Here is a 15,379-nt window from a genome sequence, read left to right on the forward strand (position 1 = left end):
CCGGGTCCTTCCTGTTGACCACGTTTCCGCCGATCTTCACCTCGCCCTCGGTGATCGCTTCGAGGCCGGCGACCATGCGCAGAAGCGTGGACTTGCCGCAGCCCGACGGGCCGACAAGGACGATGAACTCGCCGTCCTCTATGTGGATATCGACATTGTCGACCGCGCGGGCGTCGCCGGAATAGATCTTGGAAACCCTGGAGATTTCGATTGCAGCCATTTTTGTTTTCCTATTTGTCGCTTTCCGTCAGGCCCTTGATGAACCAGCTCTGGAAGATCACCACGATCAACACCGGCGGCAGCATGGCGAGAACCGCCAGCGCGAAGGCCTGGTTATATTCGGGGATCTGGCTTCCGACCCAGACGAGGAGGATCTGCTTGATGCCGCGCACCAGCGTGTAGAAGCTTTCCTCGTTGGTCATGATCATCGGCCACAGATACTGGTTCCAGCCATAGACGAACATGATGATGAAGATCGCCGCCATCATCGTCTTCGACAGCGGCACGAGAATGTCGATGAAGAACTTGAACGGCCCGGCGCCGTCGATGCGGGCGGCTTCGAGAAGTTCGTCAGGCACCGACTTGAAGAACTGGCGGAAGAAGAATGTGCCCGTGGCGGACGCCAGAAGCGGCACGATCAGCCCCGTATAGGTGTTGACGAGGCCAAGCCGGGTCATGACGTCGTAAGACGGCAGGATGCGCACTTCGAGCGGGAGCAGCAGCGTGGTGAAGATCATCCAGAAGAACAGCGTCGAAAACCGCGAGCGGAAATAGACGAGGCCATAGGCAGCCAGCATCGACAGGACGATCTTGCCGACGGCAAAGCCGATGCCGAGGATGAAGGAATTCATCACCATGCGGGCGCCGGTCACGTCGCCGGTAAACCCGCCGCGCGTGGTCAGAACCTCCTTGTAGGTCTTGACGAAGTCATCGCCCCAGGTGACCTGAAGTCCCTTCATGTGGACATCGACGGCTTCATGGGTAGAGGTCATGAAGGCGACGAAGATCGGCCCGACCATGATGAACACGCCGAAGAGCAGGATGAGATGGTCAGTCAGAGTTGTCTTGTGCATCGTTCCCGCTCCTCAATTGTAGTGCACGCGCCGCTCGATGAAGCGGAACTGGAAGAAGGTGAGCACCAGCACGATCAGCATCAGGATCACCGATTGCGCGGCCGAGCCGCCGATGTCATTGCCGCGGAAGCCGTCCATATAGACCTTGTAGACCAGCGTGATCGGGTTGTTGGCGGCCTTGTCCTTCACGATCACGTCGATGATGCCGAAGGTGTCGAACAGCGAATAGGTCATGTTGATGATCAGCAGGAAGAAGGCGGTCGGCGCCAGCAGCGGCAGGGTGACGGTCCAGAACCGGCCAAGGCGCGAACGGTTGTCGATTGCCGCCGCCTCGCGCACCGAAACGGGTATGGACTGGAGGCCCGAGAGGAAGAAGATGAAATTGTAGGGGATCTGCTTCCACACGGCGACGGTGATCATCGCAAAGGCGGTGTCGAAGTAATTGATGCCGACCTTCATGTCCCAGCCGAACCAGGCCGCCAGTTTGACGAAGGGGCCGATATGCTGGTCGAAGAACATCATGCCGATCAGGCCGGCGACCGGCGGCGCGATGGCGTAGACGGAGATCAGCAGCGTCTTGTAGCTGCTCGAGCCGCGAATGACGTCGTCAGCCTTGGAGGCGAGCAGCAGGCCGAGCGTGAGCGAGAAGAAGGTCACCAGAACCGTGAAGATCACGGTGAACTGGGCGACGCGCAGATAATAGCTCGATGTCAGCGCATCGAGGTAATTGTCGAGGCCGACAAAACTCGCGCTGAAGCCGAAGGGATCCTCCAGATAGAAGGACGACTGGATCGCCTGAACAGACGGCCAGTAGAAGAAGATCACGATGATGGCCATCTGCGGCAGCACGAAGAGATAGGGCAGCAGCGGCGAATTGAACTGGACGCGCTTCATGGCAACTTTCCGATATGGCAAAGTCCGGGGGCGTTATGCCCCCGGACCGAACATCTCCGAACGATCGCTTGGGATCAGTTGGAAGCCGTCTTGGCGAAGCGGGCGAGAAGGGCGTTGCCCTCTTCCTGGATCGTCGCCATGGCGTCTTCAACGGAGGTCTCGCCGGCGAAGATCTTGTTGTATTCGCGTTCCATGACTTCGCGGATCTGCGGGTAGAAGCCCATGCGGTAGCCCTTGGACCATTCGCCGCCCGGCAGCGAAAGCTGCTGGATGCCGACCTCGGCAACCGGCTGTTCTTCGTACCAGCCGTCTTCCTTGGCCAGTTCGTAAGCGGCGGTCGTGACCGGAACATAGCCGGTGGACTTGTGCCAGAAATACTGGATTTCCGGGGAGGTCAGGAACTGGAAGAAGTCGGCCGTGCACTTGTTCTGGGCATCATCCTTGCCGGAAAGCGCGAAGAGGGCCGCGCCGCCGATGAAGGAGTTGGTGCCGGCGCCCTCGATGGCGTCCCAGTAGGGCAGGAAGGTGGCCGAGAAAGGCATCTGGGCGGATTTCTGCAGGCCGCCGAAGGAGCCGGAGGAGCCGACCCAGAGCGCGACCTTGTCTTCCTCGAAGGGTTTCTGGTTGTCGGACCAGCCGGCGCCATAATAGCCGAAATAGCCGTTGTCGTACCAGTCCTTGAGCTTTTCGTACATCATGACGTGCTCGGGCGTGGTGACGAGAATCTCGGTGCCGTCGACGCTGTCATAGCCATTATTGTTGGTGGCGAACTGGAGATTGTTGCGCGAGAAGAAGTTCTCGGTCATTTCCCAGGTGAGCTGCGACTGGACGAGCGGGACATAGCCGGCGTCCTTCAGGGCAGGGGCGATCTCTTCGAACTCTTCCCAGGTCTTCGGCGCTTCGACGCCGGCCTTTTCGAAGGCTTCGGTGTTGATGTACATGATCGGCGCCGAGGAATTGAACGGCATGCCGACGAACTTGCCATCGCTGTCCGCGTAGAAATAACGTACGCCTTCGATGAAGTCTTCGCGGTTGAAGTCGTAGCCGGCGTTATTGATCAGGTCTTCGGCCGGAATGGCGGCGCCCTTGGCGTTCATGATCGTGGCGGCGCCGGCGTCGAACACCTGCAGGATGTTCGGCTGTTCGCCCGAGCGGAAGGCAGCGATGCCGGAAGCGAGCGCTTCTTCGTAAGTGCCCTTGGAAACCGGCGTCAGGTTGCAGGCATCCTGGCTTTCGTTGAAGCGCTTGGAAATCTCGTTGATGACGGCCTGGTTGTTGCCGCCCATGCCGTGCCACCAGGTGATGTCGGTGGCGGCGAAGGCGGTCGAGGTCGAAAGGCCGACGGTCAGCGCGGCCAGAACAAATTTCTTCATGATGAAAGTCCCCGTTCAGAATCTGAGTAATCATCGCGGTGGATGATGGAAGCGGGGTATCGCGCCTACGTGACGTCCGAACGACGATTTTGTTTCAAATTTATAAAACCGAGCGCGCGGATGTTTTCATTTGCGCACTCCCGGTGTTCGTATCGTCAAAAGGCATCCGGGAAGTGCCGGGGCAGGCGGTGGGGCAGAAAGGCGAGAATGTCATACCGTTGCGAAAGGCGGTGCGCGTCGGGTTGGCGCGAAAGCCAGACATCGGAGGCGGCGCGGATGCGTCTTTGGGCCGTGGCGGTCACGGCGTCGATCGCCACCCTTTCGCTCGTCCGCGCCTTGACCTCGACAAAGACGGCGAGGTCGCCTTTGCGGGCAATGATGTCGATTTCGCCGGCGTGGCATTTGAAGCGCATGGCGAGGATGCGGTAGCCTTTGAGGCGAAGATAAAGCGCGGCAAGGCTTTCGGCGCGCCGCCCGCGTCGTTCCGCCTCCCGCCGTCTTGTCGCCTCACGCCCCATCGCCGTGCTTCAGGTTGAGAAGCCGCTGGTAGAGGTCCTTGCGCGCAAGGCCGGTCTCCCTTGCGGCCTGCGCCGCCGCTTTCGCCGCAGGCATATCGGCGACGAGCCGTTTCAGCAGCGCATCGACATCCGCCGCGCCCGGCGCATCCGGCGTTGGCGGCGGGCCGATGACGAGCACGATCTCGCCTTTGACCTCTGCGTCGCGATAGGCCTTCGCAAGTTCGCCAAGCGTGCCGCGCCGGAATTCCTCAAAAGTCTTGGTCAGTTCCCGGCAGACGGCGGCCGGCCGATCCGCGCCGAGGACGTCGCTGGCCGCTTCAAGTGAAGCCCCGATGCGGTGCGGCGATTCGAAGAAGATCAGCGTTGCCGGAATATCCGCCAGTTCCGCCAGCCGGTCGCGGCGGCCCTTGTCCTTGTGCGGCAGGAAACCGGCGAAGAAGAAGGCGTCATTGGGAAGCCCCGCGCCGACAAGGGCGGCCAGCGGCGCCGACGCGCCGGGGATCGGCACGACCTTGATGTCTTCCGCGATCGCCAGTCCCGCGAGCCGGTAGCCGGGGTCGGAGACGAGCGGCGTTCCGGCATCGGAGACGAGGGCGACGCTCTTTCCCGCGCGAAGCGCTGACATCAGCTGCTCCCCGGCCTTTTCCGCATTGTGCTCGTGATAGGCGAAGGGGCGCCTGGCGATGGCGAAACGGTCGAGCAGCTTGCGGGTAACGCGCGTATCCTCGCAGGCGAGAATGTCCGCGCCGGCAAGGGTCTCGAGCGCGCGCACGGTGATGTCGCCGAGATTGCCGATCGGGGTGGCGACAAGGTAAAGGCCGGGTGAAAGCGGCCGGGCCTCGATTGAATGTCCCGCGATTTCAAATCTGTTGCCGTCGCTCATCTCACGTCCCCGTTTTCCCTCTTTGATCATGGCCGTCATCCCGCGACAAGGGGCGAGGGCGCCTCCCCGGCCCCGTAGGCAACCGGAATATGGGTGGAGGCTTGCTGCCGGGCCTTGCAATCGGCGCGAATTTGCTGTCATTTTGTCTCCCCGCCCGCGGCCTTTTCGGACGCGAGGCCCCGTTCGACTGCCGTCCGGCATTTGACCCGTGCGAAAGAGTGAAAGCGAAAGTCATGCGTATCACGCTCGAAAGATCCGACCTTCTGAAGTCCCTGAACCATGTTCACCGCGTGGTCGAGCGCCGCAACACCATTCCGATTCTCTCCAACGTTCTGTTGAAGGCCGAGGGCAATGATCTCGAGATGAAGGCGACCGACCTTGACCTCGAGATCACCGAAAAGACGCCGGCCATGGTCGAGCAGGCGGGCGCGACCACCGTTCCCGCCCATCTGCTCTACGAGATCGTGCGCAAGCTTTCCGACGGCGCCGAGGTTTCGCTGGCGACGGCCTCCGACGGTCAGACCATTTCGGTCGCCTCCGGCAAGTCCAAGTTCTCGCTGCAGTGCCTGCCGCAGGAGGATTTCCCGGACCTGACCGCCGGCACGTTCAGCCATGCCTTCAAGCTGAAGGCCGCAGATCTCAAGATGTTGATCGACCGCACCCAGTTCGCGATCTCGACCGAGGAAACGCGCTACTATCTGAACGGCATCTATTTCCACGCCATGACCGAGGGCGCCGAGCTGAAGCTGCGGGCCGTCGCCACCGACGGTCACCGCCTGGCGCGCGCCGAGATCGATGCGCCCTCGGGATGCGAGAACATGCCGGGCGTCATCATTCCGCGCAAGACCGTCGGCGAATTGCAGAAGCTCGTCGATGACCCCGAAATCATCGTGCACGTCGAGGTCTCCGACGCCAAGATCCGCTTCACCATCGGTTCGGTGGTCATCACCTCCAAGCTGATCGACGGCACCTTCCCCGATTACCAGCGGGTGATCCCGGCCAATAACGACCGCGAAATGCGGATCGAATGCGATGCCTTCGCCAAGGCGGTCGATCGCGTCTCGACTGTTTCGTCGGAGCGCGGCCGCGCCGTCAAGCTGTCACTTGCCGAAGGCCAGCTGACGCTTACCGTCAACAATCCCGATTCGGGCAGCGCCACGGACGAACTCGCGGTCGGCTATGACAGCGAGGCGATGGATATCGGCTTCAACGCCAAATATCTGCTCGACATCACCTCGCAGCTGACCGGCGACGAGGCGATCTTCCTGTTCGCAGACGCCGGCTCGCCGACGCTGGTGCGCGACACCGACAGCAAGAACGCGCTTTATGTGCTGATGCCGATGCGGGTCTGACGCCTGCTTTTTTCTTCCCATCAGGCGCCTTTTGTGCGAGTTGAAGCGCGAACAGGACGCTTGTCGAGAAGGAGTTGTGGCATGAGTGCGCGCGAACGCTTGATCGTGGGACTGGATGTTCCGGGGGTGGACGAGGCGGCGCAGATGGTGGCGCGGCTCGGCGACAGCGTCTCCTTCTACAAGATCGGCTACCAGCTTGCCTTTGCCGGCGGGCTTTCCTTCGCCCGCGAACTGGCGGCGGACGGCAAGCAGGTCTTCCTCGACATGAAGCTGCTCGACATCGACAACACGGTCGCCAAGGGCGTCGAGAACATCGCCAAGATGGGCATGTCGATGCTGACGCTGCATGCCTATCCCAAGGCGATGCGCGCGGCCGTGGAAGCGGCCGAGGGCTCCGGGCTCTGCCTTCTCGGCGTCACCGTGCTGACCTCGATGGACGATGCGGATCTCGCCGAGGCAGGCTATCCGGGCGATGCGCAGGCGCTGGTGAAACGGCGCGCCGCACAGGCGGCGGAGGCGGGAATGGGCGGCATCGTCTGCTCGGCGGCCGAAGCGGTTCTGGTGCGCGACATCATCGGGCCGGAACGCGCGATCGTCACGCCCGGCATCCGCCCGGCGGGGACGTCCGCGGATGATCAAAAACGGGTAATGACGCCGGCCAAGGCCATTGCCGCCGGCGCGTCCCACCTCGTCGTCGCCCGGCCGATCCTCCGCGCGGAAGACCCGAAGGCGGCGGCAGAGGCCATTGTCGCCGATATCGAAAGCGCTATGTCACAGGAAACAGGGTCCGCATAAAGGGCAATGTGTCACTTTCGACACGCCAGGGGCGAAATCTCATGAAGCGGGCGGCGCCGGCGAAAACTGCGTCAGCTTGACCCTTCACCTTCAGCCCTGTTTGGGCTATTGCACTCGGGTAATCACTTCGGCTTTCGGCGATTTCAGGAGCTAGGCATGACGCTATCGAACATTCCTCCGCTGGTCACGGTCTTCGGCGGGTCGGGTTTCGTCGGGCGCTATGTCGTTCGCGCGCTTGCCAAGAGGGGCTATCGCATCCGCGTTGCCGTGCGCCGGCCGGATCTGGCGCTGTTCCTGCAGCCGCTCGGCAATGTCGGGCAGATCACCTTCTTCCAGTCCAATCTGCGCTATCCCGATTCGGTGCGCCGGGCTGTGGAAGGCGCCGATCATGTCGTCAACTGCGTCGGCATCCTGTTTGAAAGCGGCAAGAACGGCTTTGACGCGGTGCAGGCCGATGGCGCCCGTCTGGTGGCCGAATGCGCGCGCGATGCCGGCGCCACGCTGACCCACGTTTCGGCAATCGGCGCCGACGAGAAGAGCGAATCGCACTATGCACGCTCCAAGGCCAAGGCCGAGGCTTCCGTCCGCGAGATCCTGCCGGAAGCCGTGATCGTCCGTCCCTCGATCATCTTCGGGCCGGAGGATGATTTCTTCAACAAGTTCGGCAAGATGTCGCTGATCTCGCCGGTTCTGCCATTGATCGGCGGCGGCAGGACGAAGTTCCAGCCCGTCTATGTCGGCGATGTCGCCGAGGTGATCGCGCGCGCCGTTGACGGCAAGGTCGAAGGCGGCAAGGTCTACGAGCTCGGCGGCCGCGACGTGCTGACCTTCCGCGAATGTCTCGAGGAGGTGCTGCGCGTGACCGGCCGCAAGCGCGGCCTTGTGTCGCTGCCCTTCGGCCTCGCTTCGTTCTTCGGCGGCATTGCCGGCTCCGTGCCGCTGATCGCGCCGCCGCTGACGGCCGATCAGGTAAAGCTTCTGAAATCCGACAATGTCGTCTCCGAGGAGGCTGCAGCCGAGGGTCGCACGCTTGCAGGTCTCGGCATTCGTCCCGCCCAGCTTGACGCGATCCTGCCGACCTATCTCGTGCAGTACCGCCAGCACGGCCAGTTCGGCCGCGCTGCCTGAGCCGCCGGCGGCGCAGGGTCTTTCGCCTGGATAAGAGAAAAAAAACCGGGTTCTGCGGAACCCGTCACATGGCCTACGTCTTTACCAATTATTGAAAGGTCATCAGGAAGATGGCCTTGCCGGTCCCACTGAAACAAGGTGTCTTTGAAAATGGGTAAGTCGATTGCTGTTCTGTTTGCAGGCGCGGCTTTGATCATCATGGCGGCTTCTCTGGCAGCGCCCGGCAGTATCGCGGCGGGCAAGCCGGGCTGCGCGCCTGCCTACGGCATTGATCCCTGCGCCATGGCTTCCATCAAGTAAAGTCTTTCGACGGGTGAACGCTGTTTCACCGTGACGTGAGCGCCGCCGCCGGCGTTTAATCTTGACAACGACCCTCTCCTTTTGCAAATAAGAGACGATCGCTGACGAACGTCAATGGTGAAGGGCATGCTTGTCTGCAGCTGCAATTTTGTGACCGAGAAAGAAATCGTGGACGTGGTGAACGAGCTCCTCGACGAGGATTGCTGGCGCATCATCGTTCCCGGCACGGTTTACAACCGCATGCAGAAGCGCGGCCGATGCTGCGGCTGCTTCCCGAACGTCATCGATATCATCGTCCGCACCTCCGAGCAGTATCACGTCAATCGCGACTCGACCGGCGCCGAGTTTTGTGATTTTTTGAGCCGCCTGAAGAAGTTCCAGGAAGAAAAAAGGAGAACGGACGTTGAAAGGCGACAAAAAAGTAATCGAGCGGCTGAACGAAGCGCTGTTTCTTGAGCTCGGCGCCGTCAACCAGTACTGGCTGCATTATCGTCTGTTGCAGGACTGGGGCCTGACCAAGCTGGCGTCCAAGGAGCGTGCGGAATCCATTGAAGAGATGCACCACGCCGACAAGCTGACCGACCGCATCATCTTCCTCGAAGGCCATCCGAACCTCCAGACCGTGGCGCCGCTGCGCATCGGCCAGACGGTGAAGGAAGTGCTCGAGAGCGATCTCGCCGGTGAATATGAGGCGCGCAATTCCTACAAGGAATCCCGTGATATCTGTCACGAGGCTGGCGATTACGTCAGCATGAAGCTGTTTGAAGAGCTGATGATCGACGAGGAGGGTCATATTGATTTCCTCGAAACCCAGCTCGAACTCCTGGAATCGCTCGGCGAGAAGAAATACGCCCAGCTGAACGCCGGCGCGACCGACGAAGCCGAATAAAGGCGCTCTCGCTGAATGAAGGCGCTCTCGCTTTTGTATTTAGAAGGCCCGGGCCGCAGAGGTCCGGGTCTTCTCGCGTTCCGGGTCATCCCTTTGCGAAATGTCGGAACTCGGCGGTGACCTGCGCGTAGACGGCGCGTTTGAAATCCACGATCAGGCCCGCAAGTTCGTCGATATCGGTCCACTGCCAGGCGTCGAACTCCTGCATGTGGCCGTCCGGCGGCGGGTTGATGGCGATTTCGTTGTCAGATCCGAGAAAGCGGAAGGCGTACCAGCGCTGGGTCTGGCCGCGGTAGCGTCCCTTGAGGCCGATGCCGATCAGGTGTTCAGGCAGGTCGTAATTGATCCAGCCCTTCGATTCGCCGAGAAGCTCGACCGTCTTCATGCCTGTCTCCTCGTAAAGCTCGCGTTTTGCCGCCTCGAGCGGGGCCTCGCCCGGATCAATGCCGCCCTGCGGCATCTGCCAGAGCTGCGGCGAACCATCGGATTCCGAATTGCCTTCCGAAAGGCGACGCCCGAGCCAGACCTTGCCTTCCGGGTTCAGGGTCATCACCCCGACATTGGGGCGATAGGGGAGGTCGTGGGCTGCGGGGCGAGGCATTTTATCGGGCATGGTGCGCTCCTTGGGAGGGGAGAAGAAGGAATTTGGTGCTTTCCTACCACGCCGGAAAGGCTTGCCAAAGACCTATGCGGAGCGTTCCATCAGCGCCGTCATCGCCTTGCGGAAACGCGCCGAAATCGCCGCGCGTTTCAGGTGGCGTCCGCCTTCAACCTGCTTCTTTCCATTTGCCCAGACGCAATCCGGCCTGATCTGGTTTGCAAAGATGAACCCGTCGAGTGCCTGATCGTCCTTCAGCCATGGGGCGGCGCTGTCATCAAGCGAATCAAGCGAGAAGAAGCTTGCGGGCCTGCCTTCCGCAATGCCGGCCTCGATCCCCATGGCCTGCGCCCCGCCGGCTAGTGCACCGTTCAACAGGCGGCGACCGGTCGTACCGCCGGTTTCGGCAATCACGTTGCGCGCCCGCTCGCCGAGACGCTGGGCATATTCGAGCTGGCGCAGCTCGTCGGAAAGGCCGATCAGAACGTTGGAATCCGAGCCGATGCCAAAAACGCCGCCGGAGTTCAGGAACCGGCTTGCGGGGAAAATACCATCGCCGAGATTGGCTTCGGTCACGGGGCAAAGGCCCGCGACTGCGCCGGATTTCGCCAACCCGTCGGTTTCCGCTTCGGTCATGTGGGTGGCGTGGATCAGGCACCAGCGAGCATCGACGCCGGTATTGTCGAGCAACCATTCGACCGGTCGTTTTCCGCTCCAGGCGCGGCAGTCGTCGACTTCCTTCGTCTGCTCGGCGATATGCATATGCACGGGTCCATCGGTGAGGCCGGCAGCGAACGCGAGCTTCTCCGGCGTGACCGCGCGCAGGGAATGCGGCGCGACGCCGAGAACGGCGCTTTCCAGCCCGCCAACCACTTTTGCCGAAGCTTCCATCAGGCGCTGAAAGCTGTCGCGATCATGGATGAAACGGCGCTGGCCGTTGTTCGGTTCCGCGCCGCCGAAATTGGAATGGGCGTAGAAGACCGGCAGCAGCGTCAGGCCGATGCCGGTTTCGGAGGCGGCAGCGGCGATGCGCTCGGCCATCTCGCCGATGTTGTCGTAGTGGCTGCCGTCCTTGTCATTGTGGAGATAATGGAATTCGCCGACATGGGCGAAGCCCGCTTCCAGCATTTCCATGTAAAGCTGTGCCGCGATCGCCTCTGCCTCGTCGGGCTCGATTGCGAAGGTGAAGCGGTACATCACCTCCCGCCAGCTCCAGAAATTGTCGCTTGCGGGCCCGCGCCGCTCGGCAAGGCCCGCCATGGCGCGCTGGAAGGCGTGGGAGTGGAGATTGGCGACGGCGGGCACGATGATGTCGTGGCGCTCGTCCCCGGCTTCCGGCGCCTGATCGAAGGCGAGGCCGGCAATGCGGCCGGCGTTGAGCGAAAGCCGCGCATTCCTGCGCCAGCCTTCCGGTGTCAGCACGTTTTCTGCGAAGATCGTCATGGGCATCCGGTCCGTTCCGCCTCAAATTTATTCTTGCCGATTGTTTCATTATGTATATACATAATAATCAGCCAAGACAATAAGGGGGAAGAGATGCGTTCTGCGCCGAACACGCTTTTTACCAATGCCCGCCTTTGCGCCATGACCGGCAATGACATTGCGCCGGTTCCCGGCGTTCTGGCCGTCCGCGACGGGCGGATTGCTTATGTCGGCGCGGAAGAGGCGCTGCCAGCGAACTTCGCCGGGTTCGAGACGGTCGATTGCGGCGGCAGGCTGGTCACGCCCGCGCTGATCGATTGCCATACCCACATCGTTTATGGCGGCAGCCGCGCGAAGGAATTCGAGATGCGGCTTGAGGGGGTTCCTTACGAGGAGATCGCCCGCGCCGGCGGCGGAATCGTCTCGACCGTATCCGCCACCAATGCGCTTTCGGAAGACGATCTGGTCGAAATGGCTCTGCCGCGCCTCGACACGTTGATAGCCGAAGGCGTCGCGACCATCGAGATCAAGTCCGGTTACGGGCTTAATATTGAAGCCGAACTGAAGATGCTGCGCGCTGCCCGACGCTTGGCGACACTGCGCCCAGTGCGCATCAGGACCACCTATCTGGCTGCCCATGCCACGCCACCGGAATACAAGGGCCGCAACGGCGATTACATCGCGGAGGTCGTCCTGCCCGGTCTTGAAGCGGCGCATGCGGAAGGCCTTGTCGATGCCGTCGACGCATTCTGCGAGGGCATTGCCTTTTCGCCCGACGAACTGAAGCCGGTGTTTGAGAAGGCAACAGCACTTGGCCTGCCGGTGAAGCTGCACGCCGAACAGCTTTCCAATCTGCACGGCGCGGAAATGGCGGCGTCTTATGGTGCGCTCTCCGCCGACCATCTCGAATATCTCGATGAGGCTGGCGCAAAGGCAATGGCTGAGGCCGGGTCGGTCGCGGTGCTGCTACCCGGAGCGTTCTATACGCTGAAGGAAAAGCAGCTTCCGCCGGTCGCAGCCCTGCGCGAGGCCGGCACGCGGATCGCGCTCGCGACCGACTGCAATCCCGGCACATCGCCGCTCACCTCGTCGCTTCTGACCATGAATATGGGGGCGACGCTTTTCGGGTTGACCGTTGCCGAATGCCTTGCCGGCGTCACCCGCAATGCCGCCCGCGCGCTCGGTCTTGCGGAGGAAACCGGTACGCTGGAAGCCGGCAAGGCGGCCGATATCGCGATCTGGGATGTCGATGCGCCGGCCGAACTGGTCTATCGCATCGGTTTCAATCCGCTTTCCCGGCTTTATGTCGGCGGCCGCGAGGTTTCGCGATGACGCTTGTTCTCACCCCCGGCAGCGTGACGCTGGCCACGCTGGAAAAAATCTATCGCGGCGATGATGCCGTGCGGCTGGACCCCGGCTGCGACGTTGCCATCGAAAAGGCCGCCGCCCGCATTGCCGCGATCGCCGCCGGCAATGAACCGGTCTACGGCATCAACACCGGCTTCGGAAAACTGGCTTCGATCAGGATCGATGCCGCCGATACCGCGACCCTGCAGCGCAACCTCATCCTGTCGCATTGCTGCGGCGTTGGCGCGCCGCTCGATGGCAGCGTCGTGCGGCTGATCATGGCGCTGAAGCTGATCTCGCTCGGCCGCGGCGCCTCCGGCGTGCGGCCGGAACTGGTGCGGCTGATCGAGGATATGCTGGCAAAGGACGTCACCCCCGTCATTCCGGAAAAAGGCTCGGTCGGGGCGTCCGGCGATCTTGCCCCGCTTGCGCATATGGCAGCGGTGATGATGGGCGAGGGCGAAGCATTTTTCGAAGGCGAACGGCGTTCGGGACGCGATGCGCTGGCAAAAGCCGGCCTAAAGCCCGTCCAGCTTGCAGCGAAGGAAGGGCTGGCGCTGATCAATGGCACGCAGGTGTCGACGGCGCTCGCGCTTGTCGGCCTGTTCCGTGCCTTCCGCTGCGCGCAAACCGCCTTGGTCACCGGCGCGCTCTCCACCGATGCGGCGATGGGTTCGCCGGCGCCCTTCCATCCCGATATCCACGCGCTGCGCGGTCATCAGGGCCAGATCGATGCGGCGGCAAGCTTGCGCGCCCTGCTCGAAGGCTCGGAAATCCGCGTTTCCCATATCGAAGGCGACGAGCGGGTGCAGGACCCTTACTGCATCCGTTGCCAGCCGCAGGTCGATGGCGCCTGTCTCGATCTTCTGCGCCAGGCCGGCCGCACGCTGGAAATCGAGGCCAATGCGGCCACCGACAATCCGCTGGTGCTTTCCGATGACAGCGTCGTTTCCGGCGGCAATTTCCATGCCGAACCGGTGGCGTTTGCCGCCGACCAGATCGCCATCGCCGTCTGCGAGATCGGCGCGATTGCCCAACGCCGGATCGCTTTGCTGGTCGACCCGGCGCTCTCCTTCGGTCTGCCCGCCTTCCTGTCGAGAAAGCCGGGGCTGAATTCAGGGTTGATGATTGCCGAGGTCACCTCTGCCGCGCTGATGAGCGAGAACAAGCAGATGGCGCACCCGGCCTCCGTCGATTCGACGCCGACCTCGGCCAATCAGGAAGACCACGTGTCGATGGCCTGCCACGGCGCGCGGCGGCTTCTGGCGATGACCGAGAACCTTGCCAGCATTATCGGCATCGAGGCTCTGTGCGGCGTTCAGGGCGTCGAACTTCGCGCGCCGCTCGCCACGAGCCCGGCGCTGCAGCGGGTCATTTCCGCATTTCGCGCGCTGGTGACGACGCTTGAGGACGACCGCTACATGGCCGGCGATCTCGAAAAGGCTGCGGTGGCGGTGCGCGATGGCGTGCTGATCGATGCGGTCGGGGCAGGGGTGTTGCCGGAGTTGAAGGTTTGATGGCGCTTGTGGAAAGGAAAGGGGCAGTATCGCCCACGCCGGGGTTCCTCCCCTCACCCGGCGCATCCGTGCCACCCTCTCCCCTTCGGGGCGAGGGGGAGCGAAGCAGCCATCGCTGGAACGAGCGGATAGGCAGGGCGTCGCCGGCGTCCCCTTCTCCCCGTGGGGAGAAGGTGGCCGAAGGCCGGATGAGGGCAGGCGGCGCTGGCAGTAAATACAGACAGAGGAATATTTTCCCATGACCGATCCCGTTATTGTCAAACAGGGCTCGTCCCCCGTCATTCTCGGTTTTCCGCACACCGGCACCCATGTCCCGCCGGAGATCGAGGCGCGGCTGAATGACAACGGCCGCCTGCTTGCCGATACCGACTGGCATGTCGACCGGCTCTATGACAGGCTGCTGGCGGACGCGACCACGGTGAAGGCGACCTTCCACCGCTATGTCATCGACGCCAATCGCGACCCTTCGGGCGCGAGCCTCTATCCGGGCCAGAACACCACCGGGCTGGTGCCGGAGACGGATTTCGACGGCAAGCCGATCTGGAGGCAAGGCGAAGGACCGACCGAGGCGGATATCGCAGCGCGGACCCAAGCCTTCCACGCGCCTTATCACGCGGCACTGGCGGCGGAAATCGCGCGGGTTAAGGCCGAGCACGGCATCGCCATTCTCTATGATTGTCATTCGATCCGCTCGCGCATTCCCTTCCTGTTTGAAGGCAAGCTGCCGGATTTCAACATCGGCACCAATCTCGGCGTCACCTGCGCTCCGGAATTCGAGGCCGCGGTGTTGGGCGTCGTGTCGCTCGCCGATGGCTATGGCCATGCCGTCAACGGCCGCTTCAAGGGTGGCTGGACGACGCGGCATTACGGCCAGCCTGCGACGGGCGTTCATGCCATCCAGATGGAGCTGGCGCAGTCGACCCACCTTGCCACCGAGGCGCCGCCCTTTGCCTATGACGAGGAAAAGGCCGGCAAGCTGCGCCGCCATCTGCAGGATATTCTGGAGCGGATCGAACGCCTGTCGTTCTCCGCGCGCATGTAAGAGAGGGAACGACAATGACCGACAACCCGCGACACAATGCCCGCGAAATCCACGCCCCGACCGGCACGGAACTCAACGCCAAGAGCTGGCTCACCGAAGCGCCGCTCCGGATGCTGATGAACAATCTCGATCCCGATGTCGCCGAAAAGCCGCATGAGCTGGTCGTCTATGGCGGCATCGGCCGCGCCGCCCGCACCTGGGCCGATTTCGACAAAATCGTCGAGACGCTGAAGACGCGGGAAGACGAC

General features: G+C 62.3%; 17 protein-coding genes and 1 pseudogene. 10 read left to right on the forward strand and 8 right to left on the reverse strand.

The genetic code is table 11. The annotated features are described in order from the left end of the window. The 6 genes from AC5DC2_RS08210 to rsmI all read right to left on the reverse strand — a co-directional run. The coding region (locus AC5DC2_RS08210; RefSeq protein ID WP_491698147.1) for an ATP-binding cassette domain-containing protein at positions 1-220 on the reverse strand (220 nt) is incomplete at its 3' end. A 10-nt stretch (positions 221-230) separates the two neighbouring features. Then, positions 231-1,073, reverse strand: a complete 843-nt coding sequence (locus AC5DC2_RS08215; protein WP_024708872.1) for an ABC transporter permease subunit — start codon at positions 1,071-1,073, stop codon at positions 231-233. Between the two features lie 12 nt (positions 1,074-1,085). Continuing rightward, positions 1,086-1,967, reverse strand: coding sequence for an ABC transporter permease subunit (locus tag AC5DC2_RS08220; RefSeq protein ID WP_491698148.1), 882 nt, complete (start codon positions 1,965-1,967; stop codon positions 1,086-1,088). A gap of 74 nt (positions 1,968-2,041) precedes the next feature. After that, positions 2,042-3,340 (reverse strand): extracellular solute-binding protein, encoded by a 1,299-nt coding sequence (locus tag AC5DC2_RS08225; protein WP_371260656.1) that lies wholly within the window; start codon positions 3,338-3,340, stop codon positions 2,042-2,044. A gap of 155 nt (positions 3,341-3,495) precedes the next feature. Then, entirely contained in the window at positions 3,496-3,858 is a 363-nt protein-coding gene (locus AC5DC2_RS08230) for a YraN family protein (RefSeq protein ID WP_491698149.1), read from the reverse strand. Beyond that, complete coding sequence (gene rsmI, locus AC5DC2_RS08235; protein ID WP_491698150.1) at positions 3,848-4,741, reverse strand: 16S rRNA (cytidine(1402)-2'-O)-methyltransferase; 894 nt, start codon at positions 4,739-4,741, stop codon at positions 3,848-3,850. The genes AC5DC2_RS08230 and rsmI overlap by 11 nt, the downstream gene beginning before the upstream one ends. 233 nt (positions 4,742-4,974) lie before the next feature. Between rsmI and dnaN the strand changes: the two genes are divergently transcribed. From dnaN to bfr, 6 genes are all read left to right on the forward strand, one after another. Further along, positions 4,975-6,093 (forward strand): DNA polymerase III subunit beta, encoded by a 1,119-nt coding sequence (gene dnaN, locus AC5DC2_RS08240; protein WP_491698151.1) that lies wholly within the window; start codon positions 4,975-4,977, stop codon positions 6,091-6,093. An 81-nt stretch (positions 6,094-6,174) separates the two neighbouring features. Beyond that, positions 6,175-6,888 carry an orotidine-5'-phosphate decarboxylase gene (pyrF, locus tag AC5DC2_RS08245; protein WP_024708866.1) on the forward strand — a complete coding sequence of 238 codons (714 nt, stop codon included), beginning with the start codon at positions 6,175-6,177 and terminating at the stop codon, positions 6,886-6,888. Positions 6,889-7,044: 156 nt separating this feature from the next. Further along, the gene (locus AC5DC2_RS08250) at positions 7,045-8,016 is read left to right on the forward strand and encodes a complex I NDUFA9 subunit family protein (protein WP_491698152.1); all 972 of its coding nucleotides are present in this window, start codon (positions 7,045-7,047) and stop codon (positions 8,014-8,016) included. A 150-nt stretch (positions 8,017-8,166) separates the two neighbouring features. Then, positions 8,167-8,316, forward strand: coding sequence for a hypothetical protein (locus tag AC5DC2_RS08255; protein WP_024708864.1), 150 nt, complete (start codon positions 8,167-8,169; stop codon positions 8,314-8,316). A gap of 126 nt (positions 8,317-8,442) precedes the next feature. After that, on the forward strand, positions 8,443-8,772 hold the full coding sequence (locus AC5DC2_RS08260; protein ID WP_081725818.1) for a (2Fe-2S)-binding protein: 330 nt from the start codon (positions 8,443-8,445) through the stop codon (positions 8,770-8,772). Then, positions 8,720-9,205, forward strand: coding sequence for a bacterioferritin (gene bfr / locus AC5DC2_RS08265; RefSeq protein ID WP_024708862.1), 486 nt, complete (start codon positions 8,720-8,722; stop codon positions 9,203-9,205). Before AC5DC2_RS08260 ends, bfr begins: the two co-directional genes overlap by 53 nt. 85 nt (positions 9,206-9,290) lie before the next feature. On the opposite strand, the gene AC5DC2_RS08270 is transcribed toward bfr, so the two are convergent. Continuing rightward, entirely contained in the window at positions 9,291-9,818 is a 528-nt protein-coding gene (locus AC5DC2_RS08270) for an RNA pyrophosphohydrolase (protein WP_491698153.1), read from the reverse strand. Between the two features lie 72 nt (positions 9,819-9,890). Then, the gene (locus AC5DC2_RS08275) at positions 9,891-11,252 is read right to left on the reverse strand and encodes a formimidoylglutamate deiminase (protein ID WP_491698154.1); all 1,362 of its coding nucleotides are present in this window, start codon (positions 11,250-11,252) and stop codon (positions 9,891-9,893) included. 87 nt (positions 11,253-11,339) lie between these two features. Here AC5DC2_RS08275 and hutI point away from each other — a divergent pair, with 87 nt between their 5' ends. From hutI to AC5DC2_RS08295, 4 genes and pseudogenes are all read left to right on the forward strand, one after another. Then, positions 11,340-12,557, forward strand: a complete 1,218-nt coding sequence (hutI, locus tag AC5DC2_RS08280; protein ID WP_491698155.1) for an imidazolonepropionase — start codon at positions 11,340-11,342, stop codon at positions 12,555-12,557. Further along, complete coding sequence (hutH, locus tag AC5DC2_RS08285; RefSeq protein ID WP_491698156.1) at positions 12,554-14,089, forward strand: histidine ammonia-lyase; 1,536 nt, start codon at positions 12,554-12,556, stop codon at positions 14,087-14,089. The genes hutI and hutH overlap by 4 nt, the downstream gene beginning before the upstream one ends. A 238-nt stretch (positions 14,090-14,327) precedes the next feature. Further along, positions 14,328-15,131 (forward strand): N-formylglutamate deformylase, encoded by an 804-nt coding sequence (hutG, locus tag AC5DC2_RS08290; protein ID WP_491698157.1) that lies wholly within the window; start codon positions 14,328-14,330, stop codon positions 15,129-15,131. 14 nt (positions 15,132-15,145) lie between these two features. Continuing rightward, positions 15,146-15,379, forward strand: a pseudogene (locus tag AC5DC2_RS08295) (urocanate hydratase); the annotation flags it as partial.

The sequence above is a fragment of the Martelella sp. genome (genome assembly GCF_984369615.1).

Excerpts from the sequence above, each read along its gene's own strand:
- AC5DC2_RS08215 (WP_024708872.1), bottom strand. The coding sequence starts at position 1,073 with ATGCACAAGACAACTCTGACTGACCATCTCATCCTGCTCTTCGGCGTG.
- hutI (WP_491698155.1), top strand. The coding sequence starts at position 11,340 with ATGCGTTCTGCGCCGAACACGCTTTTTACCAATGCCCGCCTTTGCGCC.
- AC5DC2_RS08230 (WP_491698149.1), bottom strand. The coding sequence starts at position 3,858 with ATGGGGCGTGAGGCGACAAGACGGCGGGAGGCGGAACGACGCGGGCGG.
- dnaN (WP_491698151.1), top strand. The coding sequence starts at position 4,975 with ATGCGTATCACGCTCGAAAGATCCGACCTTCTGAAGTCCCTGAACCAT.
- AC5DC2_RS08275 (WP_491698154.1), bottom strand. The coding sequence starts at position 11,252 with ATGCCCATGACGATCTTCGCAGAAAACGTGCTGACACCGGAAGGCTGG.
- AC5DC2_RS08225 (WP_371260656.1), bottom strand. The coding sequence starts at position 3,340 with ATGAAGAAATTTGTTCTGGCCGCGCTGACCGTCGGCCTTTCGACCTCG.
- hutG (WP_491698157.1), top strand. The coding sequence starts at position 14,328 with ATGACCGATCCCGTTATTGTCAAACAGGGCTCGTCCCCCGTCATTCTC.
- AC5DC2_RS08260 (WP_081725818.1), top strand. The coding sequence starts at position 8,443 with ATGCTTGTCTGCAGCTGCAATTTTGTGACCGAGAAAGAAATCGTGGAC.
- AC5DC2_RS08250 (WP_491698152.1), top strand. The coding sequence starts at position 7,045 with ATGACGCTATCGAACATTCCTCCGCTGGTCACGGTCTTCGGCGGGTCG.
- pyrF (WP_024708866.1), top strand. The coding sequence starts at position 6,175 with ATGAGTGCGCGCGAACGCTTGATCGTGGGACTGGATGTTCCGGGGGTG.
- AC5DC2_RS08220 (WP_491698148.1), bottom strand. The coding sequence starts at position 1,967 with ATGAAGCGCGTCCAGTTCAATTCGCCGCTGCTGCCCTATCTCTTCGTG.
- rsmI (WP_491698150.1), bottom strand. The coding sequence starts at position 4,741 with ATGAGCGACGGCAACAGATTTGAAATCGCGGGACATTCAATCGAGGCC.
- hutH (WP_491698156.1), top strand. The coding sequence starts at position 12,554 with ATGACGCTTGTTCTCACCCCCGGCAGCGTGACGCTGGCCACGCTGGAA.
- AC5DC2_RS08255 (WP_024708864.1), top strand. The coding sequence starts at position 8,167 with ATGGGTAAGTCGATTGCTGTTCTGTTTGCAGGCGCGGCTTTGATCATC.
- AC5DC2_RS08270 (WP_491698153.1), bottom strand. The coding sequence starts at position 9,818 with ATGCCCGATAAAATGCCTCGCCCCGCAGCCCACGACCTCCCCTATCGC.